The sequence below is a fragment of the Sphingopyxis bauzanensis genome, assembly GCF_002205675.1.
GTDB lineage: Bacteria > Pseudomonadota > Alphaproteobacteria > Sphingomonadales > Sphingomonadaceae > Sphingopyxis > Sphingopyxis bauzanensis.
In genome coordinates this window covers 483,922-506,635 of sequence record NZ_NISK01000004.1, presented here as the reverse complement: position 1 = coordinate 506,635, position 22,714 = coordinate 483,922, and the positions used below count along the sequence as shown (strand labels likewise).

The following is a 22,714-nucleotide window of genomic DNA, read 5'->3' as shown; positions in this document are numbered from 1 at the left end:
GCGAATTTGTCAAACTTGTCACTCTATCGACCCCGCAAAATCGGGCGGAAAGCTGCGTTCCTTCCGCTCATCAGTCATGTTCGCGCCCGCCGGAGCCGAGATAGAGTTCGCGGCCCGATTCCTCATAAACTTCGCTCATCTGCGCCATGCCTTTTTCGGCTTCCTCGACGGCGATGAAGCCTTCGGTGTCCTGATTTTGCAAGCGGGCGAACTCGCGCACTTCCTGGCTGATCTTCATCGAGCAGAACTTCGGGCCGCACATGCTGCAGAAATGCGCGGTCTTGGCTCCCTCCGCGGGCAAGGTCTGGTCGTGGTACTGCTCCGCCGTGTCGGGGTCGAGCGAAAGGTTGAACTGGTCGCGCCAGCGGAATTCGAAGCGCGCTTTCGATAACGCGTCGTCGCGGACCTGCGCGGCGGGGTGGCCTTTGGCGAGGTCGGCGGCGTGGGCGGCGAGCTTGTAGGTGACGACGCCGACCTTCACATCGTCGCGGTCGGGCAGGCCGAGATGCTCCTTGGGCGTGACGTAGCAAAGCATCGCGGTGCCGTACCAGCCGATCTGCGCGGCGCCGATGCCGCTGGTGATATGGTCATAGCCCGGCGCGATGTCGGTGGTGAGCGGCCCCAAGGTGTAGAAGGGCGCCTCGCCGCATGCTTCCAGCTGCTTTTCCATATTCTCCTTGATCTTGTGCATCGGGACGTGGCCCGGGCCCTCGATCATCACCTGGACATCCTGCGCCCAGGCGCGCTTGGTGAGTTCGCCCAGCGTGTAGAGCTCGGCGAACTGCGCCTCGTCGTTCGCGTCATAGATGCTGCCGGGGCGGAGGCCATCGCCGAGGGAGTAGGCGACGTCATAGGCCTTCATGATCTCGGTAATCTCGTCGAAGCGTTCGTAGAGGAAGCTTTCCTTGTGATGCGCGAGGCACCATTTTGCCATGATGCTGCCGCCGCGCGACACGATGCCGGTCATGCGCTTGGCCGCGAGGGGGACGTAGGGCAGGCGAACCCCGGCGTGGATGGTGAAATAGTCGACGCCCTGTTCGGCCTGTTCGATCAAAGTGTCGGCAAAGATTTCCCAGGTCAGGTCTTCGGCGACGCCGCCGACCTTTTCCAGCGCCTGATAGATGGGGACGGTGCCGATCGGGACGGGCGAATTACGGATGATCCATTCGCGGGTGTCGTGGATGTTGCGCCCGGTCGACAGGTCCATGACGGTGTCGGCGCCCCAGCGGATCGACCAGACCATCTTGTCGACCTCGGCCGCGACGTCGCTGGCGACCGCGCTGTTGCCGATATTGGCGTTGATCTTGACCAGGAAATTGCGGCCGATCGCCATCGGTTCCGATTCGGGGTGGTTGATATTGCTGGGGATGATCGCACGGCCGCGGGCGACCTCGTCGCGGACGAATTCGGGGGTGACATAGTCGGGAATGCTGGCGCCAAAGCTTTCGCCGTCGCGCTTGTACTCGGCGAGGCGCGCGCGGCCGAGATTCTCGCGCTCGGCGACATATTCCATCTCGGGCGTGATGATGCCGCGCCGGGCGTAATGCATCTGGCTGACGTTGTGCCCCGGCTTGGCGCGGAGCACCTGGCGGCGGACGTTGGGGAAGGCGGGGACGCCGCCTGAGCGATCCGGGCCGAGCTGGCCGTTATCCTCAGGCTTTACCTCGCGCTGGGTGACCTCTTCGACGTCGCCGCGGCCGCGGATCCACTGGCTGCGGATCTCGGGCAGGCCAGCATTGATGTCGATCGTCGCGTTGGCGTCGGTGTAGGGGCCGCTGGTGTCATAGACGCGGACGGGGGGCTCGCCGCTGTGCGGGTCGAGGTCGATCTCGCGCATCGCGACGCGGATGCCGCTCCCGGTCTGGGTTGCGACGTGGATCTTGCGGCTGCCGCGGATCGGACCGGTGGTGACGCCGATGGGCTGGGCTTGCGCCTTTTCGAGGCGGGATTCGATGTCGGCCATGTGCAGTCGCTCCGTTGGTTATCGGAGCGAAAGACGGTTTCCCGGTTGGGGAACGCCGACCCTCCCTCCGCCGGTATTATCCGGATCAGGTTCAACGGGTCGCGGTGTATTCCGCTCTCAACCTGCGTTTGCGCGGCAGGCTCCCCGGGGATGACAAAGGTGTAGCGGGCCGTAGCGTCGCTGTCGAGCGGCGCGGCACCATTTCGCTGCGGCAGCGAGGAAGTCGTGCACGAACTGGCCGGCGACGCGGCTGTCGTAGCTGCGCTGCTCCTAGAAGCGGCGCTTGCCGGCGCCATAACTGTGGCGGCGGGGTCTCGCGATAATCCATCGCTGCGGTTAGACGATGATTGTCGCGTCGGTTCAAGACAACATGCCGCGATGTTGGCAGGCGGGGGTTGCAGGAGGCGGGTATGAAAGCAATTTTGGCGATGGCCGCGGCCGCGGTACTGCTCGCGGCCAGTCCGGCGGCGACGGTCGATGATCTGGCGTGGCTGGCGGGGCGGTGGAGCCGCGAGGAGAGCGAGCGCTGGACCGAGGAAAGCTGGACGGCGCCGCGCGGCGGGGTGATGCTGGGGCATAGCCGGTCGGGGCGCGGCGACAGCTTGCGCGACTTCGAGTTTCTGCGGGTGCAGGCGGGTGCCGACGGCATCCCCGCCTATATCGCGCAGCCGGGTGGGGGCGCACCGGTGGCGTTCCGGCTGGTGCGGCGCGATGATACGAGCGCGACGTTCGAGAACGCTTCGCATGATTATCCGCAGCGCATCCAATATGCCCGCGATGGCGAGACGCTGACCGCGACGATTTCGCTGATCGACGGGTCGAAACAGATGCGCTGGGTTTACCGGCGCCGCTAGCCCGTCCGGCGCGCCAGATACACCCCCGCGACCATCAGCGCGATGCCGGCGAGGCGCTTCGCGTCGACCGGAAAAGGCATCGATCCGAACAGCGCGAAATGGTCGATTACGGCGGCGCTGACCAGCTGGCCGACGAGGACGAAAAAGATCGCGTTGCCGACCCCGAATTTGGGCGCGATGAAGGTCACCGCGATCACATAGAAAGCAACGAACAGCCCGCCGAAGTAGAAGTGAAACGGGATGTCGCTGGTGAAGCGGATCTGGCCGACCGACCCGGTGACGAGCGCGCCGGTGGTGGCGATCAGAAAGGCGAGGCCGAACAGGATCATCGACGCCGCCATCGGGCTGCCAAGCCGCCCGCCAAGCCCGCCGTTGAGCGCGGCGAGGATCGGGATGCCTATGCCGGTCAGCAGCATGATGATCGCAAAGGTCGGGGCGTTGTTCGCGGTCATTGCGGCGGCGCTTTTGCAGCCTGCGCGGCGCGAAATTCGGCGACCGGCAGCCCGCCGATGCCCCAATTGTCGAGATCGACCTCGTCGATGGTCACGACGGTTGTCGCGGGGTTCTTGCCCAAGATGCGCTGGAGCAATTCGGTGACGCCGCCGATCAGCTCGGCCTTTTGTTCGGGCGTCGCGCCTTCGCGGGTAATCTTGATGTTCACATAGGGCAATGGTGGGCTCCTTAGCTGGCGGTTTGCGCGGGCCAGCCCGGCATCGCGGGAAATCTCGGCAGCGCGGCGATTCGGTCTGTCCATTCGCCGATTGCCGGCCAGCGGGCAAGATCGATGTCGGCCTCGCCCGCCAGCGCCAGATAGGGGCTGGCGGCGAGGTCGGCGATGGTCAGCCGGTCGCCGACGAGCCAGCGGTGGTCGGACAGGTGAGCGTTGATCACCGGCAGGATGCGCGCGGTGACTGCCTGCGCCTGCGCCTCGGCGATAACCGCGCCGAACTGGCGCGCGAGGCGCAGCATAGCCGGGCCGTTCGCGATTTCGTTGGCGGCATGCGACAGCCAGAGCGCGATTTCGCTGCGTTCCTCGGGCCTATGGCCGTCCCAGTCGCCGGGGCGGTGGCGCGCCGCGAGATAGGTCAGGATCGCCTGGCTGTCGCGCAGCTTGCGGTCGGCTTCGACATAGACGGGGATCTGGCGCATCGGGGTGATCGCGGCGAAAGCGTCGGACTGGCGCGCGGCGGCGTCGGTCAGCTGCTCGTCCCACGGCAGGTCGAGGAAGGCGAGCGCCATGCGGACCTTGTGGGTATTACCCGACCGCGGGCTGCCATAAAGCTGGATCATCGTCATTCTCCGGAAAGCTGGGTACGAAGCGCGGCGTTTTCGGCGCGCAATTGGTTGAGTTCGGCAGCTATCGGCTGGATCGCGGCGGAAATTTCGGCCTCGGTAAAGCGCGGGGTGATGTGCTGCGAGCAATTCCACTCCCAGCCGATCACGTCGATCAGGAAGGCGCGTTCGGGGACGGCGCGATAACCCTCGGGCATCAGCGACGTCACGAGCGCGGGATCATCGGCGAGTTCGATGCTGTGCGCGTGGCCAACGAGCTTCAAACGGTCCTTGTTCGGATAATCCATCAGGAACAGCGAGACGCGGTCGTTACCGGCAAGGTTCGCTGTGCTGATATATTGTTTGTTGCCGCGATAGTCGGCGAAACCGATGCGGTTGCCCTCGATATGACGCAGGAAGCCCGCGGGGCCGCCGCGATGCTGCATATAGGGCCAGCCGTCGGCGTTGACGCTGGCCATGTAAAAGCTGTCGCGCAGTGCGATGTAGCCCAGTTCCTTGGCGGTGAGCGTGTCGGGGGTGCCATCGGCGCCCGCGTCCATCTTGAGATAGGCGGCGCGCGAGCCGTGACGTTCCTGCAGGACCTTGACCGCGTCGTTGAACAGGGTGTGACGGTAGTTGCGCGCCATGATGCCGATCCTTTGCAAAGGGAGCGAACGAAGGCCGAGAGGGGGGACATACCTCCGTTCGCCAGACCGCATTTAGATCGTTGTGCTGAATGTGATAACAAGCGAAGATTGAACAACTCTGTTCCTATAAGTGGAATAATCAATGGACCGGTTGCTGACCCTGGAAATGTTCGTCGCGGTGGCGAGCGAAGGTGGGTTCGCTGCGGCGGCGCGTAAGCTGGGCAGCTCGCCGCCCGCGGTGACGCGCGGGATCGCGGCGCTCGAGGCGCGGCTCGGGACGGTGCTGTTCCATCGTTCGACGCGCGCGGTGGCGCTGACCGATGCGGGGGCGGCGTTTCTCGAGCAGGCGCGGCGCATCCTGGCCGACCTCGCCGGGGCCGAGCGCGAGCTCCGCGGCGCAGCGGCGGAGCCGCGGGGGCAGCTGTATGTGACTGCCCCGGTGATGTTCGGGCGATTGCATGTGCTGCCCGTCGTCGGCGCGCTGATGGCCGAGCATCGCGAGCTGATGGTGCGGATGATGCTGATCGACCGCAATGTGCGGATCGTCGAAGAGGGTATCGACGTCGCGGTGCGGATCGGCGCGCTCGCCGATTCGGGGCTGAAGGCGGTGCGGATCGGCTGGGTGCGCCAGATGCTCGTCGCCAGCCCGGCCTATCTGGCGCGCCGCGGGGCGCCGCAGACGATCGCCGAGCTGGCGGGGCACGACCTGATCGGAACGATGGGGCCGCGCGCGGCGGGCGAGTGGCAGCTGGCGAGCGCCCGGTGGCGACTCGACCCGCGGCCGCGGCTGGTGCTCAACACGGTTGACGGGGCGCTGGCGGCAGCGGAGGCGGGGCTGGGGATCGCCAATCTGCTGAGCTACCAGCTCGCCGATGCGCTGGCGGCGGGGCGGTTGATCGCGTTGCTGTCAGGGGAAAAGCCGCCCGCGTTCCCGGTCCACCTGCTGTTCGAGTCGTCGCGCGCCGGGTTGCCCGCGGTGCGGTCGTTTGTCGAGGCGATGAAGGGGCGCGCGCGGGTGGCGGGGCTGGGATGATCCCGTCAGATCCAGCGCAGCAAGTAAACAATCCTCTCCGTGGCGAAGCCATGGGGAGGTGGCAGCGCGAAGCGCTGACGGAGGGGCGTTGGCGCCGACGTCGCGGCCCCTCCACCCCTCCCCATGGCTTCGCCACAGGGAGGATCAACGCTCGCAGCGCAACCGCTTAGAACTGATACGCCAGCCCGCCACCCAGCAGCCATTGGTTCGCGCTGCCGACGTCCTTGATGATCGGCGAATCGGCGTAGCGCGACCCCATGCGGGCATATTGGGCGCCGCCGATCAGCACGAAGCCCTTGCGCAGGTCGCCCGACAGCGCATAGGCGCCCGCCAGCCCGAGCGTATATTTGCCCGCGGTCGCCTTGCGCCCGGCGCCGGTATAGACGGGCAGGCCACTCGCGGCGCTGCCCAGCGCATCAATGTCGTAATAATAACGGCCGAAACCCTTGCCGTAAAAATTCACCGACGCCGATACGCCCAGATAGGCGCGTTTCGACAGCGGGGTGCCATAATCGATCGTCGGCGATGCGGCCCAGCTGCCGTGGCGTCCCGACACGTCTTTCAGCGCGACAAAGCGAAAGCCGATCTGGTCGTAATCGCTGGTGATGACCCCGGTGTGGGTGACCCCGGTGAAAAAGCCGACTTCGACCGCGAGCTTCTTTTCGCCGAGCGCCTCGACCTGCGGATCCTTGATGCCGCTGGTGCGGTCGCCGCGCAGGTTGATGATCGGGCCGAACTTATAGTCGGTCGTCTGGCCGCGGCGATGGCGGATCAGGTCGACCTGAAAATTGGTGCCGCGGGTCGAGAAGGAATAGCCGTCGTAGCGGCCGCGCACATAGAAAGCGGGCAGGAGGCGGCGCTCGTCGGAGCCGTTGTAGCTGGGGGTGCTGAGCACGCCGGCGGCGACCGAGATATAGTTGCGCGACCATTTGCGGTCGGGATCGTCATCGTCGTCGCGCGCCGCGGGGAGCAGGATGTCGTCGTCGATGTCGCTGACGTCCTGCATATATTGCGCGGGCTGTTCGGCGCCGGGGGCCAGCTCTTCAAAGCCGTTCGCGACCGGAGCAGCGGGGACCGCCGCCTCTTTGGCCGCCGCTGGTGCTGCAGCGAAGCCGATGAAGGCCAGCGCGGCGAGAAGCGAAAACGAACACTTCGGACGAACAGGGCGGAAAAGCGGGGTTAACGTGGGCATGTTCGTCCTATAATTTTGCCCCTCTTGCCGAGGTTTAAGCGATGGTCCGGGCATTGCAAAGGCTTCGCCTTGCCCAAAGATGGTTTTGGCCGCATCGTGCTTTTCATGCATCACCGCTGCCTTGCCGCTTCCCTATCGCGCCGCTTCGCCATTGGTTCCCGGCGAAGCGCTATCCTGTTTGTCCAACCCATGCTGTCACAGGCATGAACCGCACGCCGCGCCTGATCGGTTACGCGCTGATGGCGACCGCAGCGGCGCTCGCCTTGGCGCTGCGGCGCGGGGCGATCGACAGCATCGGGCCGTTTCCGGTCGCCGCGGCCGCGCTGCTGGTCGGGATGGTCGGGGTGATGCTGGTGTTCACCGACCTGATGGTGCGCGGGCTTTACGCGCAGGTGGACGCGGCAAAACGCGACGAGGAGGATGACTAGCTCCCCTCCCGCTTGCGGGAAGGGATAAGATTGGCTTTTCATTCGACAGTATCGCGGGTTACCATTATGACCGTGCGATGACCGATCGACCGTCAACGCCGCTGCTCGACACGGTGGATGTCCCCGCCGACCTCCGCAAGCTGAAGCCCGAAGACCTCCGCCAGTTCGCCGACGAGCTGCGCGCCGAGATGATTTCGGCGGTCGGGACGACCGGCGGGCATCTGGGCAGCGGGCTCGGGGTCGTCGAACTGACCACCGCGCTCCACTATGTGTTCGACACCCCGCGCGACAAGATCGTGTGGGACGTCGGGCACCAATGCTATCCGCACAAGATCATCACTGGGCGCCGCGACCGCATCCGCACCCTGCGTACCGGCGGCGGCCTGTCGGGCTTCACCAAGCGCAGTGAGAGCGAGTACGACCCGTTCGGTGCTGCGCACAGCTCCACCTCGATCAGCGCCGCACTGGGCTTTGCGATCGCCAACAAGCTGAAGGACCAGCCCGGCCGCGCGATCGCCGTGATCGGCGACGGCTCGATGTCGGCGGGCATGGCCTATGAGGCGATGAACAATGCGAAGCAGGCGGGCAATCGGCTGATCGTTATCCTGAACGACAATGACATGTCGATCGCGCCGCCGGTCGGCGGATTGTCGGCGTATCTCGCCAAGCTGGTGTCGTCGCGGCCGTTCATTGAGCTGCGCGAAATTGCTCGGCGCTTTGCGCGCAAATTGCCCGAGCCGCTGCACAAGGCGGCGAAAAAGACCGACGAGTTCGCGCGCGGCATGGCAATGGGCGGGACGCTGTTCGAGGAGCTCGGCTTTTATTATGTCGGGCCGATCGACGGGCATAACCTCGACCATCTGATCCCGATCCTGGAAAATGTCCGCGACAGCGACCATGGCCCGGTGCTGATCCATGCTGTGACGATGAAAGGCAAGGGCTATGCCCCCGCCGAGGCCGCCGCCGACAAATATCATGGCGTGCAGAAATTCGATGTCATCACGGGCGAACAGGCGAAAGCGCCGCCGGGACCGCCGGCGTATCAGAATGTGTTCGGCGAGACGCTGGCGAAGCTGGCCGACACCGACCCGCGCATCGTCGCGATCACCGCGGCGATGCCGTCGGGGACGGGCGTGGACAAGTTCGCCAAGGCGCATCCGACACGCAGCTTCGACGTCGGCATCGCCGAACAGCATGCGGTGACTTTTGCCGCGGGGCTGGCGGCGCAGGGGATGCGGCCGTTCTGCGCGATCTATTCGACCTTCCTCCAGCGAGCCTATGATCAGGTCGTGCATGACGTGGCGATACAGAACCTCCCGGTGCGCTTTGCAATCGACCGCGCCGGGCTGGTCGGCGCCGATGGATCGACGCATGCGGGGTCGTTCGACGTTACTTATTTGGCGACGCTGCCCAATATGGTGGTGATGGCGGCGGCCGACGAGGCCGAGCTGGTCCATATGACCTATACCGCCGCCGAATATGACGCGGGGCCGATCGCTTTCCGCTATCCGCGCGGCAATGGCACCGGGGTGGCGCTACCCGAGGTTCCGGTGAAGCTGGAGATCGGCAAGGGGCGCGTTGTGCGCAGCGGCAAGACCGTCGCGATCTTCTCGCTCGGCACACGGCTCGCCGAGGCGCTGAAAGCCGCCGAAACGCTGGAGGCGCGCGGTCTGTCGACGAGCGTCATCGATTTGCGCTTTGCCAAGCCGCTCGACGAGGAGTTGATCCGCAAGACGCTGGCCAGCCACGAAGTGTGTGTGACGGTCGAGGAAGGCAGCGTTGGCGGCCTCGGCGCGCATGTGCTGACCCTCGCGAGCGACGAGGGGCTGATCGATGCGGGGCTGAAGCTGCGCACTTTGCGCCTGCCCGATATGTTCCAGGATCAGGACAAGCCCGAACTGCAATATGACGCCGCGGGGTTGAACGCGCCGCAGATCGTCGATTGCGTTCTGAAAGCGTTGCGGCACAACAGCGCGGGTGTGGAAGAGGCCGGGGCGCGGGCTTAGCGATAGACTTCGCGGCGATGGGTGAGCGTGAGAACGAGAACCACCAGCTGCTCGTCGTAGATATGCACGACGATACGATAGTCTTCCAACCTATACCGCCAAAGCCGTTTGACTTCCAGTCAGCGCTTTGCCGCGCTGTCGCGGGTCATCGAGGGTGGTGAGTTCCTCCAGATAGCTCGTGATGCGATCGGCCTGTTCGCGAGCAATCTTGCGGAAGGCGCGGCGCGCGCCGTCGTCGAGCTCAATCGTCCAAGCCACCGGATACTGGCGCGCCGCGGGCCATGCGTCGCGGGCGATGGTCGAGGCGCTGGTGCTGTTTACCGCGGTGTCGCTGCTCTTCGTTAGCCAACAGGGACGATCGTCGCCTGCGCGATCGCGCAACGGCGCGGTTCTTCGCCCTCGCTTTCGGCCCAGACATCGGCGCGGACGATCGCCTGCCGCCTGCCCGCCTTAATCACCGTTCCGCGCGATCGCAAATGGCTGCCCATCGCGGGGGCGAGGAAGTTGATCGTATAACTTCCGGTGACGACATCGCCGATTACGCTGCTGGCGGCCCAGGCGCAGGCGTTGTCGGCCATCAGCCCGACAATCGCACCATGGGCATAGCCGTGATGTTGGGTCATGTCGGGGCGCAGCGCGAGTAGCAGTTCGGCCTCACCCTGGAAACAGCGCAGCGGTTCGACGCCGAGGAAGGCGGTGAAGCCCGACGCATCGACCGCGACGCTTTTCATAAAGGCGACGGCTTCGTCGTTGCTGGCGAAGGTCTGACCGCGCATGTGCTATCCTTTTAAGTCTGCATTGCAGACTAAATACTGCTTGCGCCGGGCAGCCGTCAAGTCTTAAATCCAGACCTGTGAAAGATTATACCGCCTCTCGCTCGCCCTGCGCCGTCGGCCGCGCGTCGCGCCTGCTCGGTGACCGCTGGGTCTTGCTGATCCTGCGCGAGGCGTTTCTGGGCTTTGACCGCTTCGAGGATTTTGTCGCGCGGCTCGACATATCGCGCGCGGCGTTGACCTCGCGGATCGGTTGGCTGGTCGATGCCGGGGTGATGGAGCGAGTGCCGCCCGATGCGAAGCGTGCGGCCTATCGGCTGACCGATGCGGGGCAGGCGCTGCGCCCGACATATGATGCGATCAAGGCGTGGGGCGACGAATGGCTGCCGCGCGCGCCCAAAGAAAACGGCCCGGGCGATGCCGGGCCGGGGATTTATTGACCTGGAAACGCTAGCTTAAGCGCCGGGAATGGCTGCCTGTGCGTCGCGGCCGTCGCCTTCGGGGGCGGCCAGGATATCGCGGACGACCAGACCCTTGTCGACGACCTGGGTGTCGGGGCTGCCGACCTGGCTGCGGATGCCGGGGTCGGCGCGGGCGCCGTCGGCGCTGCTGATCACCGCCGCTTCGTTGGGGCTGCGGGCCGAGGGGCCGCCGAACAGCGCGCGCAGCGTCTGCTCCGCGGTCGTTTCCCCGCCGGGACGTGCGGTGCCGGGGGCGGGCGGGGTCAGCGAAAAGTCTGGCGGCACGACGAGCGGCGCCTGACGCGACACCGCAAATTCATCGGGCCGGTCGCGGTTGAACAGATTGTTCGACCCGCAGGCCGACAGTGTGGTTGCGAAAATCGAGGCGGCCAGGATGGCGGTGGTCCGGTTCACTTGAATATTCTCCTATGCGCCCCGTTAATCGGCGCCCCCGTTTAGTCGGTGGACGGCTGACCGTCCGTGCTGGCTGCCTTTTCGCCGAAGAGCAGCGCGCGCGCAACCAGCAAAAGCACCCCGAGCGTGATGCAGGCATCGGCGACGTTAAAGATCATAAAGGGGCGGAAATCGCCAAAATGCAGGTCGGCAAAATCGACGACATAGCCATAGCGCACCCGGTCGACGATATTGCCGAGCGCGCCGCCCAGGATCAGCGCAAGCGCAATGACGTCGCCCCTTGCCTGTTCGCGCGTCATCCAGATGCCGACCGCCCCCGCGACCAGCGCGGTGACCGCCACCAGCGTCCAGCGCGTCGTATCGGTGCAGTTGGCGAACATCGAGAGCGAAATGCCGCAATTTTCGGCCCAGCGAAGGTCGAAGATGCCGACGATCTCGACCACCCGCTTCGCTTCCAGCGACAGCGGGGTGATGATGACCCATTTGGTGACCTGATCGAGCAGGAAGGCGAAGGCGGCAATCAACAGGCCGAAACGCAGGTGCGGCGAACGAGAGCTTGTCATGCGGGTTTCAATACTGTTTCGCAGCGATTGCACAAGTTGCCGTCCTCGGTAACTTCGGGGAGGTGACGCCAGCAGCGGCCGCATTTGTGGTCGGTGGTGGGGCTGACGGTTACGCTTTCGCCGCCGTAGGTAACGGCAGCGGTAATGGCGATTTCGGCCATGGCTTGTTCGCTTAGATTTGGTACCGCTGGCATCGAAACTTTCGCTTCGAGGCTCGAACGAACGATCTTTTCGCGGCGCAGCGGCTCGATGGCCGCCGTCACGACTTCACGATGCGCGCGGGCCTTGTCCCAACGGGCGGCGAGTTCACCGTCGATAAGCGCACCGACGTCAAGCTCCGGCCACTCGAGCAAGTGGACCGATGATGCGTCGGGATAGCGCGTGCCCCAAACCTCTTCGCTCGTGAACACCAAGACCGGCGCGGCATAGCGAACGAGAGCTTGGAAAATCGTGTCTAGGACCGTGCGATAGGCGGCGCGCTCCGCAGTTTGCACCCCGGTCGCGAGATTGATGTCGCAATAGAGTCGGTCCTTGCGGATATCAAAGTAGAAGGCCGATAGGTCTTCGTTGCAAAAATCGGCGAGCAGACGCGTATAGCTGTTGAAGTCGAAATCATCGACCGCCTCGCGCAGATGCTGGTCGAGATGCGCAAGTTGATTGAGCATATAGCGCTCCAGCTCGGGCATCTTCGACACGTCTTCGATACGCTCTTCATCGGTGAAGCCCTCGAGCGCGCCCAAGAGATAGCGGAAGGTGTTTCGCAGCTTGCGATACTGGTCGGCGACTCCGGTCAGGATTTCCTTGCCGATGCGGTGGTCTTCGGTGAAATCGACGCTCAATGCCCACAGGCGCAGGATGTCGGCGCCATAGTCGCGCATCAGGTCGATCGGGCTGATCGTGTTGCCGAGCGACTTCGACATTTTGAAGCCCTTGGAATCCATCGTGAAGCCGTGGGTCAGCACCGCCTTGTACGGCGCCTGTCCGCGCGTGCCGCAGCTTTCGAGCAGCGACGACTGGAACCAGCCGCGATGCTGGTCGCTGCCTTCGAGGTAAAGGTCGGCGCTGTGAGTGCCGCCGTCGTGGCGGACGAGCGCGGGCCAGCGGCCGCTTTCCAGGACGAAGGCGTGGGTGCAGCCCGAATCGAACCAGACGTCGAGAATGTCGACGATGCGTTCGTAGTCGGCGGCGTCATAGGCGTCGCCTAGATATTCCGGCGCGCGCGCGTCGCTCCATGCGTCGACGCCGCCTGCCTTTACCGCCGCGACGATGCGGTCGTTGACGATCGGGTCGTTAAGATATTGGCCGGTCTTGCGGTCGACGAACAGCGTGATCGGCACGCCCCACGCGCGCTGGCGGCTCAGCACCCAGTCAGGGCGGTCCTTGACCATGCTGCTGATGCGGTTGCGGCCCTTTTCGGGGACGAAGCGCGTCTCGTCGATCGCCTGCATCGCTGCCTGCCGCAGCGTCGGCGCGGCGCAGAGATCCTCTTCATGCGGGTTGATTGCGCCGCCCTCATTCTCCCAGCGCTTTTCGCGCGGGGTCTTGGGCTCGATGTGGGTCATCACCCGGTCCATCGGTACGAACCATTGCGGGGTGCAGCGATAGATGACCTTCGCCTTCGAGCGCCAGCTGTGCGGATAGCTGTGCTTGTAGTCGGCCGAGGCCGCAAGCAGGCCACCGGCTTCGCGCAGGTCGGTGCAGATCGGGCCGTCGGGGGCATTGAACTTGGGGTTGATGACAGATCCCTGACCGCCCAGCCAACCCCAGTCCTCGCGATATTTGCCGTCGCCCTCGACCGCGAACACGGGGTCGATGCCGTTCGCCTTGCAGAGGTCGAAATCATCCTCGCCATGGTCGGGCGACATATGGACGAGCCCGGTGCCGCTGTCGGTGGTGACGAAATCGCCGGGCAGGAAGGGGCGCGGGCGCGCGAAGAAGCCGCCGAGCGCGTGCATCGGATGGCGGGCGATGGTACCGGCGAGGTCGGCGCCTTTGATGGGGTCGCTGACCTTGGTTTGAAGGACGAAGCCACCGCGGCGCATGAACTCGCCGAGTAGAGGTTCGGCGACCAAGAATTCGCGGAATGATGCGCCTTCGTCCACTTCGCTCTGTGTTGCGGCCTCTACGAGAACATAGTCGACATCCGGCCCATAGGCCAAAGCCTGGTTGACCGGGATCGTCCACGGCGTTGTCGTCCAGATCACCGCTTTCGCGCCGACCAGCTCGGGGATGGGACTCTCGACGATCTCGAACGCGACATCGATCTGGGTCGAGACGATATCCTCATATTCGATCTCGGCCTCGGCGAGCGCGGTCTTTTCGACCGGCGACCACATCACCGGTTTGGCGCCGCGATAGAGCATGTCGTTGGCGGCGAATTTGAGCAGTTCGCGGACGATCGTCGCTTCGGCCTCATAATCCATCGTCAGATAGGGATGGTCCCAGTCGCCGCCGATACCGAGGCGCTTGAGCTGCTCGCGCTGGGTGTCGACCCAATGCTGGGCATAGGCGCGGCATTCGGCGCGGAATTCCTCGACCGGAACCTCGTCCTTGTTGAGCTTCTTCTTGCGATATTGCTCCTCGACCTTCCACTCGATCGGCAGGCCGTGGCAGTCCCAGCCGGGGACGTAAGGCGCATCCTTGCCCTTCAGCGTCTGGGTGCGGACGACCATGTCCTTGAGGATATGGTTGAGCGCATGGCCGATGTGCATGTCGCCATTGGCGTAGGGCGGGCCGTCGTGGAGGATGAACTGGTCGCGGCCGGCGCGGCTGGCGCGAATCTGGCCTTCGAGATTGCCCTCGAGCCATTTGGCGAGAATCAGCGGCTCCTTCTGCGGCAGGCCGGCCTTCATCGGGAAGTCGGTCTTGGGCAGGAAGACGGTATCGCGGTAATCGCCAGTATCTTTGGCGCGCGTTTCGGCGGCGGAGGGCGTATCGGTCATGGGGGCGGCGCTTAGCGTAACAAAAGGGGATTTTCACCTTTTAAGTGGTGCGTCCCGTTTGAGGTGATTTTGTGCCGCATGGGCCCCGGCTTCCGCCGGGGAGCAATTACGGTTCACGCCAAAACTGTTCCCCGGCGAAAGCCGGGGCCCATCACTCACCGTTGCCGCGGCCGCAACGCCGGGCCCACCGCGCGGATGTCTTCGACCCAGATATAGCCGTTGAAGCTGGCGGGGATTTTGGCGAGTTGCTGGGGGGTGGAGAGGCCTTCGTTCGATTTGCCGCTTTCGTAAGGGCCGAAGACGATGACGCGCGCGCCGACGCTGTCCATGCGGGCAACCAGGCGGTTGGGCCAGCCCGAGAACGCCCATTGATAGTTGATCGGGATCGCGATCACGCCGTTGCGGCAGCTTTCGGGGACGATGCCGGTCCAGCCGTAGGTCACATACTCCTTGGAGCAGGCCAGCGCCTCGCGCTTGAGGTCGAACGACCAGTTGTCGGGGAGCAATTCGCGCATCCGTTTGACAGGACGTTCGGCGCCGTAAAAGGCGTCGCCGAGTTTCTTGCTGTCGCGGCCCGAGACTTTGAGGATCGCGAACAGCTGGTCGGCCTCGCGCGGGTTTTTCGATTTGAAGTTGAACAGGATCGGGTGGACGGGCAGCGCCGCGAGTCCTTCCTCTACGGTCGGCAGCTTGCCCACGCCCTTGCCGCGCAGCGGGAAGGTTTTCCCGCCATCGGCGGTGTAGCCGTAACCGATGTCGAGCGCTTTCAGTTCGGCCAATGTCAGGTCGCGGGTCTCGCCCTCGCCGTCGGTGCGGCAATCGACGGTCCAGTCGTGGAATAACACCATCCGGCCGTCCTTCGTCGGCGCGACGTCGATCTCGACCATATTGGCGCCGAGCCCGACCGCCCAGCGCATCGACTCGGGGGTGTTTTCGAACACGTCATGTTCGGGCGGATAGGCGTGAACGGCGGTGCAGGTGTCGCGGCCGACTGCGGCGCGCTTGTCATAGAGGTGATAGACGCCGCGGTGGGCGATAAGTTTGGGTTTGCCTTCGGGTGCGGGGGCGAGCCAGCTGGCGTTGCTGAGGGTGAGCCAAGCGATGAGCGCGGCGAAGAGCCACAGCGCGATTTTGGTGCGGCGCTTCATCGGCTTTTTCTCAGGGCCTTCGAGCGCGTCGGCCCAGTCGGTGTTTGCCTCGGTCACGGTGTTTCGATCACCCCCAGAAAGTCGTGGTCAAAAACACGCGGAGACGCGGAGTCGCGGAGGAAGAAAGACGATCGGGTTCGCGCAGAGACGCAAAGTTCGCAGAGGAAGCGGGAGAAGGGCGGCAAAGCCGCCAATCTTTCTTCTCCGCGGCTCCGCATCTCCGCGTGAACCGATTTCCTCGGCGCCGCCGCGCGCATCATTCTAAACCCCGGCCAGCAGCGCCTTCGCGGCGTCGCAATCCTTGGCAATCTGCGCCATCAGCGCGTCCATGCTGTCATATTTCGCCTCGGGCCGGACGAAGGCGTGGAAGGCGACGTCGATTTCCTGGCCATAAAGATCCTCGGCAAAATCGAAAAAATGCGGTTCGAGCAATTCCTTTGGCGGGTCGAAGCTGGGGCGGATGCCGAGGTTCGCGGCGCCTTTGCGTTCGCGTCCGTCGGGCAGGCGGCCGGTCACCGCGTAGATGCCGTAACGCGGGCGGAGGTAGTTGCCCATGTCGATATTGGCGGTCGGAAAGCCGAGCAGGCGGCCGTTCTTGTCGCCATGCTCGACGCGGCCGCGCACGGTGAAGGGGCGGGTGAGCAGGCGTGCGGCGGTCTTGCAATCGCCCGCGTGCAGCGCCTCGCGGATGCGGCTCGATGAGATGACGGCATCGTCCTCGACCGGGGCGACCATTTCGGTGAAGAAGCCAAGGCGGCGGGCATGGTCGGCCAGCGTGACGACATCGCCGCCGCGGCCCTTTCCGAAGACGAAGTCGCTACCTGTGACGACCCCCGCGGCGCCGTAGCGTGTCAGCAGCAGGCCGGTGATGAAATCCTCCGCCGTCGTCCCCGCGAGCGCGGCGTCGAAGGGCAGGACGAGCATCGCGTCGGCGCCCGCCGCGGCGAACAATTCCTGGCGCTGGTCGAGCGTGGTGAGGCGGAAGGGCGGGACGTCGGGCTTGAAAAAGCGCACCGGATGCGGATCGAAGGTCGCGACGATCGCCGGGCGGCCTTCATCGCGGGCATGGCGGACGGCGCGGCCGACCACCGCCTGATGCCCGGCGTGGAAACCGTCGAAATTGCCGAGCGCGATGACCCCGCCGCGTAGCGGGTCGGGGATGCGGGCGTGGCCGTCGAGGCGGATCATCTCCGCCCCCTCTTCCGTTCGTGCTGAGCTTGTCGAAGCGCTGTTCTTCTTTCTTGCGAAGCCAATCGAAAGAACGGCCCTTCGACAAGCTCACGGCAAACGGGCTGGAAGACACGCTTCATGGCGCTGGCGGCGTCAGCGGGACCAGCCCCGCCTTGAGTACACGAACCGCATTGCCGCCCATCGCGGCACGGATTTCGTCGTCGCTGAAGCCCGCGTCGATCAGCGCCTGCGTCACTTGCGCTAGCTTCGACGTATCAAAGCGGACGGTGGTGGCGCCGTCATAATCGCTGCCGAGCGCGACATACTCGATGCCGACGAGGTCGCGCACATGCTTCATCGCCTTCGCGATGCTGGCGGGCGAGGTGTCGCAGATCGCGGCGTCCCAATAGCCGATGCCGACAAGGCCGCCGGTCGCCGCGACGCCGCGGATTTGTTCGTCGCTGAGGTTGCGGTTGACCTTGCACGTCGCCTGCACGCCGCCATGGCTGGAGACCACGGGGCGGCGCGCCAGTCTGAGGATGTCGGCGACGCACGCCTCGCTGCAATGCGCGAGGTCGACGATCATGCCCTTCGCCTCCATCGCCAAGACGACCTGCCGCCCGAACGGCGTTAGTCCGCCTTTCTTGAGGCCGTGCATCGATCCGGCGAGATCATTGTCGAAGAAATGGGCGAGCCCCGCCATGCGGAAGCCCGCGGCGTAGAGCTTGTCGAGATTGGCGATCTTGCCTTCGAGCGGGTGCAGGCCTTCGATGCTGAGCAGGGCGCCGGTGGTCAGCGGCTTGCCCTTGCGCGCCGTAAGCAGCGCGTCGAGATCGGCGGCGGTGGCGACCGCGCGCAGCTTGCCGTCTGATGCCGCGACCGCGCGGTGTAGCTTTTCGGCATGCCAGAGCGAGCGTTCGAGCAGCGAGTTCCACGTGCGGACCGGCTGGAGCTGCGCGATCACCAGACTGGTGATATTGTCGGTATCGCCGCTGTTGGCGTCGTAATTCTGCCCCTTGGGCGATTTGGTCGTGCTGGCAAGGATCTGCAGCGCGACATTGCCGTCCCGGAGTCGCGGCAGGTCCATATGGCCGCGTGTCGCGCGGTCGAGGATGTCGCGTTTCCAAAGCAAGGTGTCGCTGTGCAGGTCGACGATGGTCAGCGTCGCGTGCAGCGCCTTGGCGCGTCCGCTGACCGCGGGGAGCGGCTTGCCGTCGATCTGGTTGGTGCCGCGCTCGATGATGCCCGGGGCGAAAGCGAAAAAGGCGAGCGCGACGAGGGCGATAACAAGCAGGATAGCGATCAGCCAGCGGCGCATGCGTCTAAACCCTTGTCAGCGTGACGAAGCTGTACGCTGGGCGCCCGGCGTCATCGGCGGGATGATCCTCGCGCGCCGCCTCGCGCCACGCGGCGGGGTCGGGGTAATCGATCACCGCGTCGCCTTTGGGTTCGAGTCCGACTTCGGTCAGTTCGACGCGGTCTGCGAGGGGCAGGAACAGGCGATAGATTTCGGCGCCGCCGATCACCATCACATGCGGGGCGTTGGCGCGTTTCAGCGCCGCCTCGACGCTCGCGACGGGTTCGGCGCCCTCATCCTGCCAGTCGGCATCGCGGGTGAGGACGATATGGCGGCGCCCTTCGAGCACCGCGGGCAGGCTGTCGAAGGTCTTGCGCCCCATGATCATCGGGCGCCCCATCGTCAGCTGCTTGAATCGGCGGAGATCCGCGGGCAGATGCCAGGGCATCTTGCCGCCGGCGCCGATCACGCCATTGGCGGCGCGCGCGAGGATCAGGGTGATTTCGGGGTGGTTCATGCGGGGTTGGTTCCCACCCACGTCGCGTGGCCGAGCTTGCGGCCGGCGCGGACGTCGGTCTTGCCATAATGGTGAACGTGGCACGCGCCGTCGGCGAGCAGCGCAGGCACGGTGGTGATATCGGAGCCGATCAGGTTGCGCATGGTGACGGGGAGTGCAGTGGTCGCGGTGCTGCCGAGCGGAAGGCCCGCGACGGCGCGGATATGGTTTTCGAACTGGCTGGCCACCGCGCCTTCGATCGTCCAATGGCCGCTGTTGTGGACGCGGGGTGCCATCTCGTTGAAAATCGGGCCATCTTGGCAAGCGAAAAATTCGCCGGTGAGGACGCCGACATAGTCAAGATCGTCGGCGATCCGCGCCATCAGCGCGCGCGCTTCATCCTGCTGGTCGCGGATGATCTGCGGCGGGGGAAGCGCCGAGGTCGCGAGAATTCCGTCCTTGTGGACATTGACGCTGCTGTCCCAGAAGCGCGTCTCGCCGTCGATGCCGCGCACCAGCAGCACCGAAAATTCATGCGCGAAGGTGACGAAGCCTTCGAGGATCGCGGCGTGGCGGTCGATCGCCTCCCATGCCGCATCGGCGTCGGCGGGGGTGGCGAGGCGCGCCTGCCCCTTGCCATCATAGCCCATGCGCAACGTTTTCAGGATCGCGGGGGCGCCGATGGCGGCGAGCGCGGTGTCGAGCGCGGCGCGGTCGGGAACTGCGGCAAAGGGGGCGGGGCGGCCGCCGAGTCCAGTGACGAACTGCTTTTCGGTCAGCCGGTCCTGCGCGATTTCGAGCGCCTGCGCGCCGGGGCGCACCGCGACATGCCCCGACAGGAAGCGCACCGTATCGACGGGGACGTTTTCGAACTCGATCGTGACCCTGTCGCACGCCGCGGCAAAGGCGGCGAGTCGCGATTCGTCGTCCCACGCCGCCTGGACATGATGCGCCGCGACCTGCGCCGCGACACTCTCACGCTCGGGGGCGTAGCTGTGCACCTGATATCCGAGCTGCGCCGCGGCGACCGCGAGCATGCGGCCGAGCTGGCCGCCGCCCAGGATACCGATCGTCGAACCGGGTGCGAGCAACGCGATCAGCCCTCGCGCACGGGGTGGGGGGCGACGCTGTTGGTCTGTTCGGCGCGCCAGGTGTCCAGTTTTTGCGCCAGATCGGAGTCATTGTTGGCGAGCAGCGCGGCGGCGAACAGGCCCGCGTTGGTTGCCCCCGCCTTGCCGATGGCAAAGGTTGCGACGGGGACGCCGCCGGGCATCTGAACGATCGAATAGAGACTGTCGATGCCGCTGAGCGCCGCCGACTGGACGGGAACGCCGAGCACCGGCACCCGCGTCATCGCGGCGACCATGCCGGGCAGGTGCGCCGCGCCGCCAGCACCAGCGATGATTGCCTGTAGCCCCCGCTCCGCAGCGCTTTTGGCATAAGCGACCAGGCGGTCGGGGGTGCGGTGGGCCGAGACGATCTGCACCTCGTGTGCGATGCCGAATTGTTCGAGGATCTGGACCGCATGCGCCATCGTCGGCCAGTCGGACTGGCTGCCCATGATAACCCCGACCTGCGGCGCGCTGTCGCCCATCACCAAACCCTCCACAAAGCGGCTGCGGTTCACCAAGTGAATCGCCGCCGCACCTCCCCTAGCGACTGCACCGTGCGCGGGCAACGCCGCCCGTTGTGCGATACTGACTCGGGCGTTTACCGATTGGTATCAAGTCGCAGCTAGGGTTGCCGCGCAATATCCGTCGGCATTGGGCCGATGATTAAGGTTCGTGTGCGGGGACGTTGAATGGATAGCGTAGGGGGGGCACGGATCGCGGTCGACCAGTTCGGCTCCGTCGCCGTTGACTCCATCGAAGACCAGCTGCGGGAAATCCGCCGGGAACGCGACGCGCTGCGCCGCGAGAACCGCGTATTGAAGATCGCCGTCGCCGAGCTGGAGCGCGTGTCCGAACGCGACACGCTGACCCCATTGTTCAACCGCCGCTATTTCCTGACCGCCATCCATCACCGGATGGCGCGGTTCGAGCGCCACGCCGAACGCGCGGCGGTCGTCTTTGTCGACGTCAACCAGCTGAAATTGATCAACGACAGCTTTGGCCATGCCGCGGGCGACTTTGCGCTGATGGAGATTGCCAAGCGGCTGGCCGAATCGATCCGCGCGACCGACGTTGCTGCGCGTATCGGCGGTGACGAATTCGGGCTGATCCTTGATCAGTCGTGCGAAGATGGCGCCCGCGCGCAGATCGCGCGGCTTGGCGATGTGCTGACCGCGGCGCCAGCCGACTATGACGGGCATCAGATCGCGCTGTCCGCCTGTTTCGGGATTGCGATGCTCCAGTCGGGGATGACCGAATCGGACATTTTGGCCGCCGCCGACCGCGATATGTATCGCAACAAGCAAGGGCAGGGTTCGGCCCCCGGCCACCGCTAACCCACCATTAACCAAATGAGCGCATCGTCCCCAAAGGACAGGGGGTGAGTGATGCGTACCCAAGCCGACCCATATCATGACATTCAGGACCGGATCACCGGCCAGATCGGCGCACTCGCCGAAGCGCTGCCGCATTGCGCGCTGGCGCAGATCGTCCAGGGCATCGACGACATCCGCTGTCTGGCGCGCGACAACGGCTTTGCCGCGGTCGAAACGCTGGCGAGCCGGCTCGAATCGGCGGTCGCGGGCGGCGGCTATCGCGCCGCGATCCTGACCTATCTCGATGCGATGAGCGACGCTGCGAGCGTGCCGCGCGGACCGCTGCCCGCCGCCACGCACGAAGCCTGGCTGGCCTCGGTCGCCATGCGCTTGGGGCATTGACCGCCTCCGTCTGACGATCCAGACCAGTTTCCATGGATGCGATCATGCTTGCGCTGGTGGCGGTGCTGCTCGCCAATGCCGACGGGCGTAGCGGGATATTGCTGTCGCGGCTGCTGAGCGCGCGGCCGGACCGGCGAATGGTCGTCGGCATCGCCTTTGGCGCCTTCCTTATCAACGCCATCATTGCCGCCACAGCGGGGGCGATCGCGAACCGGATGATCGGGCAGGGGGTCGCAGCATTGCTCGTGGCGCTGGCGATGCTGTCGGCGGCCGGGGCGCTGTTGTGGCGCGGGCAGCCCTCGCTGTTCGATGACAAGGTGCTGACCGCGACCCCGACGATGCTGGCGGGACGGATGCTGGTCGCGCAGTTTGGCGACCGCAGCCATTTCCTGATCGGGGCGCTCGCGGCGACGAGCGGCGCCGGGCAATGGGCCGCTGCAGGCGCACTGGTCGGCTGGACGCTGGCGATGCTGCCGCTTCTGGCATTCGGTCCGGTGCTTGCCGATCGGCGCGCGGCGCATATGCTGCGCTGGGCCAGCGCGGCCATCTTGGCGATGTGGGGCATTGTCACCGCGATGGGGGCATTTGGCTTGGTCGCTTGAATCTTCCGAACTTGCGCAGAACCATCGTTTTTGTCGATGACAGCGACCGACAGCTTTCATGGGCAAAACTTGTCGCGACGCGCTATATGGTGGCGAAGCAGAAAGGATATTTCTCATGTCCCAGAAGAACCAGCCCGCCGTCGCCGATGCGCTCAACGCGCTGCTCGCCGACAGTTTCGCGCTCTATTTGAAGACCAAAAACTATCATTGGCACGTCCAGGGGCCGCGCTTTCGCGAGCTCCACCTGCTGTTCGACGAACAGGCGGCGCAGATTTTCGCGACCACCGATCTGATCGCCGAGCGGGTGCGCAAAAATGGCGCGCGGACGCTGCAATCGATCGGCGACATTGGCCGCCGGGCGTCGATCCGCGACGATGATGCGGCGGGCGCCGATGCCGAGGCGATGATCCGGGCGTTGGCCGACGACAACAAGACGTTGCTCGGACAGCTCAAAGAAGTGAAGGCGGCGGCCGAAGCCGACGGCGACATCGCGACGAGCGGGCTGGTCGATGGATGGGCTGACGAGACACAGCAGCGGATCTGGTTTCTGGAAGCGACGCTGGGGTATTGAGGCGGCCGAAATCGCTCACGGCGTGAGCGTGATATGGTGTGACGCGGATATACAC

Annotated in this window: 27 protein-coding genes and 1 riboswitch; of the genes, 9 read left to right on the top strand and 18 right to left on the bottom strand. The window is 65.2% G+C overall.

Annotated features, from left to right (window positions below):
• Positions 1–70 precede the first annotated feature (70 nt).
• Positions 71–1,963, bottom strand: coding sequence for a phosphomethylpyrimidine synthase ThiC (gene thiC / locus CDQ92_RS17990; protein WP_088443227.1), 1,893 nt, complete (start codon positions 1,961–1,963; stop codon positions 71–73).
• Positions 1,964–2,008: 45 nt separating this feature from the next.
• A riboswitch (TPP riboswitch) is annotated at positions 2,009–2,120 on the bottom strand.
• Positions 2,121–2,373: 253 nt separating this feature from the next.
• On the opposite strand from thiC, the gene CDQ92_RS17985 reads away from it, so the two are divergent.
• Entirely contained in the window at positions 2,374–2,817 is a 444-nt protein-coding gene (locus CDQ92_RS17985; protein ID WP_088443225.1) for a DUF6265 family protein, read from the top strand.
• Here the strand turns inward: CDQ92_RS17985 and CDQ92_RS17980 are convergent.
• From CDQ92_RS17980 to CDQ92_RS17965, 4 genes are read right to left on the bottom strand one after another with little or no spacing between them, the layout of a single operon-like run.
• Positions 2,814–3,269, bottom strand: coding sequence for a DMT family transporter (locus tag CDQ92_RS17980; RefSeq protein WP_088443223.1), 456 nt, complete (start codon positions 3,267–3,269; stop codon positions 2,814–2,816). The two genes, CDQ92_RS17985 and CDQ92_RS17980, sit on opposite strands and share 4 nt — an antisense overlap.
• Positions 3,266–3,478, bottom strand: a complete 213-nt coding sequence (locus CDQ92_RS17975; RefSeq protein ID WP_336596122.1) for a tautomerase family protein — start codon at positions 3,476–3,478, stop codon at positions 3,266–3,268. Before CDQ92_RS17975 ends, CDQ92_RS17980 begins: the two co-directional genes overlap by 4 nt.
• Positions 3,479–3,498: 20 nt before the next feature.
• On the bottom strand, positions 3,499–4,107 hold the full coding sequence (locus tag CDQ92_RS17970) for a glutathione S-transferase family protein (protein WP_158213889.1): 609 nt from the start codon (positions 4,105–4,107) through the stop codon (positions 3,499–3,501).
• A 2-nt stretch (positions 4,108–4,109) separates the two neighbouring features.
• Entirely contained in the window at positions 4,110–4,736 is a 627-nt protein-coding gene (locus CDQ92_RS17965) for a pyridoxamine 5'-phosphate oxidase family protein (RefSeq protein ID WP_088443217.1), read from the bottom strand.
• Positions 4,737–4,878: 142 nt separating this feature from the next.
• On the opposite strand from CDQ92_RS17965, the gene CDQ92_RS17960 reads away from it, so the two are divergent.
• The gene (locus tag CDQ92_RS17960) at positions 4,879–5,769 is read left to right on the top strand and encodes a LysR family transcriptional regulator (protein WP_088443215.1); all 891 of its coding nucleotides are present in this window, start codon (positions 4,879–4,881) and stop codon (positions 5,767–5,769) included.
• Between the two features lie 166 nt (positions 5,770–5,935).
• On the opposite strand, the gene CDQ92_RS17955 is transcribed toward CDQ92_RS17960, so the two are convergent.
• Entirely contained in the window at positions 5,936–6,961 is a 1,026-nt protein-coding gene (locus CDQ92_RS17955) for a MipA/OmpV family protein (RefSeq protein ID WP_158213888.1), read from the bottom strand.
• A gap of 203 nt (positions 6,962–7,164) precedes the next feature.
• Here CDQ92_RS17955 and CDQ92_RS17950 point away from each other — a divergent pair, with 203 nt between their 5' ends.
• Together CDQ92_RS17950 and dxs are read left to right on the top strand one after the other, a co-directional pair.
• Complete coding sequence (locus CDQ92_RS17950) at positions 7,165–7,389, top strand: hypothetical protein (protein ID WP_088443211.1); 225 nt, start codon at positions 7,165–7,167, stop codon at positions 7,387–7,389.
• Positions 7,390–7,466: 77 nt separating this feature from the next.
• Entirely contained in the window at positions 7,467–9,395 is a 1,929-nt protein-coding gene (dxs, locus tag CDQ92_RS17945; protein ID WP_088443209.1) for a 1-deoxy-D-xylulose-5-phosphate synthase, read from the top strand.
• Here dxs and CDQ92_RS21465 read toward each other — a convergent pair.
• From CDQ92_RS21465 to CDQ92_RS17935, 3 genes are all read right to left on the bottom strand, one after another.
• Positions 9,392–9,484 carry a type II toxin-antitoxin system RelE family toxin gene (locus CDQ92_RS21465; RefSeq protein WP_201792072.1) on the bottom strand — a complete coding sequence of 31 codons (93 nt, stop codon included), beginning with the start codon at positions 9,482–9,484 and terminating at the stop codon, positions 9,392–9,394. The two genes, dxs and CDQ92_RS21465, sit on opposite strands and share 4 nt — an antisense overlap.
• Position 9,485: 1 nt before the next feature.
• The gene (locus CDQ92_RS21460; RefSeq protein ID WP_201792071.1) at positions 9,486–9,653 is read right to left on the bottom strand and encodes a type II toxin-antitoxin system RelE family toxin; all 168 of its coding nucleotides are present in this window, start codon (positions 9,651–9,653) and stop codon (positions 9,486–9,488) included.
• An 83-nt stretch (positions 9,654–9,736) separates the two neighbouring features.
• Positions 9,737–10,171, bottom strand: a complete 435-nt coding sequence (locus tag CDQ92_RS17935; protein ID WP_188682393.1) for a PaaI family thioesterase — start codon at positions 10,169–10,171, stop codon at positions 9,737–9,739.
• 77 nt (positions 10,172–10,248) lie between these two features.
• Here CDQ92_RS17935 and CDQ92_RS17930 point away from each other — a divergent pair, with 77 nt between their 5' ends.
• The gene (locus CDQ92_RS17930) at positions 10,249–10,608 is read left to right on the top strand and encodes a winged helix-turn-helix transcriptional regulator (protein ID WP_088443207.1); all 360 of its coding nucleotides are present in this window, start codon (positions 10,249–10,251) and stop codon (positions 10,606–10,608) included.
• A 15-nt stretch (positions 10,609–10,623) separates the two neighbouring features.
• Here CDQ92_RS17930 and CDQ92_RS17925 read toward each other — a convergent pair whose 3' ends face one another.
• From CDQ92_RS17925 to purE, 9 genes are all read right to left on the bottom strand, one after another.
• Positions 10,624–11,043 (bottom strand): DUF3035 domain-containing protein, encoded by a 420-nt coding sequence (locus CDQ92_RS17925; RefSeq protein WP_088443205.1) that lies wholly within the window; start codon positions 11,041–11,043, stop codon positions 10,624–10,626.
• A 41-nt stretch (positions 11,044–11,084) separates the two neighbouring features.
• The gene (gene lspA / locus CDQ92_RS17920; RefSeq protein WP_088443203.1) at positions 11,085–11,606 is read right to left on the bottom strand and encodes a signal peptidase II; all 522 of its coding nucleotides are present in this window, start codon (positions 11,604–11,606) and stop codon (positions 11,085–11,087) included.
• Entirely contained in the window at positions 11,603–14,548 is a 2,946-nt protein-coding gene (gene ileS, locus CDQ92_RS17915) for an isoleucine--tRNA ligase (RefSeq protein ID WP_088443201.1), read from the bottom strand. The genes lspA and ileS overlap by 4 nt, the downstream gene beginning before the upstream one ends.
• A gap of 155 nt (positions 14,549–14,703) precedes the next feature.
• Positions 14,704–15,753 carry a glycerophosphodiester phosphodiesterase family protein gene (locus CDQ92_RS17910; RefSeq protein WP_088443199.1) on the bottom strand — a complete coding sequence of 350 codons (1,050 nt, stop codon included), beginning with the start codon at positions 15,751–15,753 and terminating at the stop codon, positions 14,704–14,706.
• Positions 15,754–15,957: 204 nt separating this feature from the next.
• Positions 15,958–16,884 (bottom strand): bifunctional riboflavin kinase/FAD synthetase, encoded by a 927-nt coding sequence (locus CDQ92_RS17900; RefSeq protein WP_088443194.1) that lies wholly within the window; start codon positions 16,882–16,884, stop codon positions 15,958–15,960.
• A 118-nt stretch (positions 16,885–17,002) separates the two neighbouring features.
• On the bottom strand, positions 17,003–18,184 hold the full coding sequence (locus CDQ92_RS17895) for a dipeptidase (RefSeq protein WP_088443193.1): 1,182 nt from the start codon (positions 18,182–18,184) through the stop codon (positions 17,003–17,005).
• A gap of 4 nt (positions 18,185–18,188) precedes the next feature.
• Complete coding sequence (locus tag CDQ92_RS17890) at positions 18,189–18,680, bottom strand: dihydrofolate reductase (RefSeq protein ID WP_088443189.1); 492 nt, start codon at positions 18,678–18,680, stop codon at positions 18,189–18,191.
• On the bottom strand, positions 18,677–19,756 hold the full coding sequence (locus CDQ92_RS17885; protein WP_088443185.1) for a 5-(carboxyamino)imidazole ribonucleotide synthase: 1,080 nt from the start codon (positions 19,754–19,756) through the stop codon (positions 18,677–18,679). The genes CDQ92_RS17890 and CDQ92_RS17885 overlap by 4 nt, the downstream gene beginning before the upstream one ends.
• Positions 19,756–20,253, bottom strand: coding sequence for a 5-(carboxyamino)imidazole ribonucleotide mutase (gene purE / locus CDQ92_RS17880; protein WP_088443451.1), 498 nt, complete (start codon positions 20,251–20,253; stop codon positions 19,756–19,758). The genes CDQ92_RS17885 and purE overlap by 1 nt, the downstream gene beginning before the upstream one ends.
• A 207-nt stretch (positions 20,254–20,460) precedes the next feature.
• Between purE and CDQ92_RS17875 the strand changes: the two genes are divergently transcribed.
• The 4 genes from CDQ92_RS17875 (at position 20,461) to CDQ92_RS17860 (ending at position 22,659) form a co-directional block, all read left to right on the top strand.
• Complete coding sequence (locus tag CDQ92_RS17875; protein WP_088443182.1) at positions 20,461–21,105, top strand: GGDEF domain-containing protein; 645 nt, start codon at positions 20,461–20,463, stop codon at positions 21,103–21,105.
• Between the two features lie 51 nt (positions 21,106–21,156).
• Positions 21,157–21,486, top strand: a complete 330-nt coding sequence (locus tag CDQ92_RS17870) for a hypothetical protein (RefSeq protein ID WP_088443179.1) — start codon at positions 21,157–21,159, stop codon at positions 21,484–21,486.
• A 32-nt stretch (positions 21,487–21,518) separates the two neighbouring features.
• Positions 21,519–22,088: a TMEM165/GDT1 family protein gene (locus tag CDQ92_RS17865; RefSeq protein WP_088443175.1), complete on the top strand. Its 570-nt coding sequence runs from the start codon at positions 21,519–21,521 to the stop codon at positions 22,086–22,088.
• A 115-nt stretch (positions 22,089–22,203) separates the two neighbouring features.
• Positions 22,204–22,659, top strand: coding sequence for a Dps family protein (locus CDQ92_RS17860; protein ID WP_088443448.1), 456 nt, complete (start codon positions 22,204–22,206; stop codon positions 22,657–22,659).
• The last annotated feature ends 55 nt before the right edge of the window (positions 22,660–22,714 follow it).

Bases quoted from the DNA above. Each gene is read 5' to 3' on its own strand.
- CDQ92_RS17860 (WP_088443448.1), top strand. From the start codon at position 22,204: ATGTCCCAGAAGAACCAGCCCGCCGTCGCCGATGCGCTCAACGCGCTG.
- CDQ92_RS17965 (WP_088443217.1), bottom strand. From the start codon at position 4,736: ATGGCGCGCAACTACCGTCACACCCTGTTCAACGACGCGGTCAAGGTC.
- CDQ92_RS17870 (WP_088443179.1), top strand. From the start codon at position 21,157: ATGCGTACCCAAGCCGACCCATATCATGACATTCAGGACCGGATCACC.
- CDQ92_RS17935 (WP_188682393.1), bottom strand. From the start codon at position 10,171: ATGCGCGGTCAGACCTTCGCCAGCAACGACGAAGCCGTCGCCTTTATG.
- CDQ92_RS17890 (WP_088443189.1), bottom strand. From the start codon at position 18,680: ATGAACCACCCCGAAATCACCCTGATCCTCGCGCGCGCCGCCAATGGC.
- ileS (WP_088443201.1), bottom strand. From the start codon at position 14,548: ATGACCGATACGCCCTCCGCCGCCGAAACGCGCGCCAAAGATACTGGC.
- purE (WP_088443451.1), bottom strand. From the start codon at position 20,253: ATGGGCGACAGCGCGCCGCAGGTCGGGGTTATCATGGGCAGCCAGTCC.
- CDQ92_RS17875 (WP_088443182.1), top strand. From the start codon at position 20,461: ATGGATAGCGTAGGGGGGGCACGGATCGCGGTCGACCAGTTCGGCTCC.
- CDQ92_RS17895 (WP_088443193.1), bottom strand. From the start codon at position 18,184: ATGCGCCGCTGGCTGATCGCTATCCTGCTTGTTATCGCCCTCGTCGCG.
- CDQ92_RS17970 (WP_158213889.1), bottom strand. From the start codon at position 4,107: ATGATCCAGCTTTATGGCAGCCCGCGGTCGGGTAATACCCACAAGGTC.
- thiC (WP_088443227.1), bottom strand. From the start codon at position 1,963: ATGGCCGACATCGAATCCCGCCTCGAAAAGGCGCAAGCCCAGCCCATC.
- CDQ92_RS17955 (WP_158213888.1), bottom strand. From the start codon at position 6,961: ATGCCCACGTTAACCCCGCTTTTCCGCCCTGTTCGTCCGAAGTGTTCG.
- CDQ92_RS17950 (WP_088443211.1), top strand. From the start codon at position 7,165: ATGAACCGCACGCCGCGCCTGATCGGTTACGCGCTGATGGCGACCGCA.
- lspA (WP_088443203.1), bottom strand. From the start codon at position 11,606: ATGACAAGCTCTCGTTCGCCGCACCTGCGTTTCGGCCTGTTGATTGCC.
- dxs (WP_088443209.1), top strand. From the start codon at position 7,467: ATGACCGATCGACCGTCAACGCCGCTGCTCGACACGGTGGATGTCCCC.
- CDQ92_RS17985 (WP_088443225.1), top strand. From the start codon at position 2,374: ATGAAAGCAATTTTGGCGATGGCCGCGGCCGCGGTACTGCTCGCGGCC.
- CDQ92_RS17960 (WP_088443215.1), top strand. From the start codon at position 4,879: ATGGACCGGTTGCTGACCCTGGAAATGTTCGTCGCGGTGGCGAGCGAA.
- CDQ92_RS17980 (WP_088443223.1), bottom strand. From the start codon at position 3,269: ATGACCGCGAACAACGCCCCGACCTTTGCGATCATCATGCTGCTGACC.
- CDQ92_RS17900 (WP_088443194.1), bottom strand. From the start codon at position 16,884: ATGATCCGCCTCGACGGCCACGCCCGCATCCCCGACCCGCTACGCGGC.
- CDQ92_RS17865 (WP_088443175.1), top strand. From the start codon at position 21,519: ATGGATGCGATCATGCTTGCGCTGGTGGCGGTGCTGCTCGCCAATGCC.